The following is a 645-nucleotide window of genomic DNA, read 5'->3' as shown; positions in this document are numbered from 1 at the left end:
GTCGAGGAGGTTGGCTCCGGTCCAGGTGCCGTCGGTGTTGCGCTGGTCCTCGTAGACCTTTCCGGCGACCAGGGTCTGGAGGTGCAGGGTGCCGTCCGTCAGGGCCTCGCCCGCTATCGCGGTGATGTGGCCGTTGTTGTCGAGGAGGTTGGCTCCGGTCCAGGTGCCGTTGGTGTTGCGCTGGTTCTCGAACACGCTGCCGGCGACCAGGGTCTGGAGGTGCAGGGTGCCGTCCGTCAATGCCTCGGCCACCAGGTCGGTCACATGGCCGTTGGCGTCCAGCAGGTTCGCGCCGGTCCAGGTGCCGTCAGGGTTGCGCTGGTTCTCGTAGACGTTGCCGCCGGCCACGGTCTGGACGTGCATCGTGCCGTCGGCCATGCCGGTGGCGGCCAGTGCCGTGATCGAACCACTGCCGTCGATCACGTTCGCGCCGGTCCAGCGACCGTCGGGGTTGCGCTGGTTCTCGTACACCTTCCCGCCTGCCAGCATCAGCACGTGGAACGTGCCGTCCGTCAGTGCCGCCGTCGCGGTCCTCGTCACGGTCGCCCCGCCGGCATCGATCATGCCCGCACCGGTCCAGGTGCCGTCCGTGTTCCGCTGGTTGTCCCACACATTGCCCGCCACCACCGTGTCAAGCCGCATCAG

At 68.2% G+C, this 645-nt stretch carries 1 protein-coding gene; it reads right to left on the bottom strand.

The window, feature by feature from the left end; translation table 11 throughout:
• The coding region (locus IH61_RS0139975; RefSeq protein ID WP_199823452.1) for a hypothetical protein at nucleotides 1-645 on the bottom strand (645 nt) is incomplete at both ends.

Source organism: Streptomyces sp. NRRL WC-3742, from assembly GCF_000720635.1.
Taxonomy (GTDB): Bacteria; Actinomycetota; Actinomycetes; order Streptomycetales; family Streptomycetaceae; genus Kitasatospora.
This window is presented reverse-complemented; position numbering and strand designations above follow the sequence as displayed.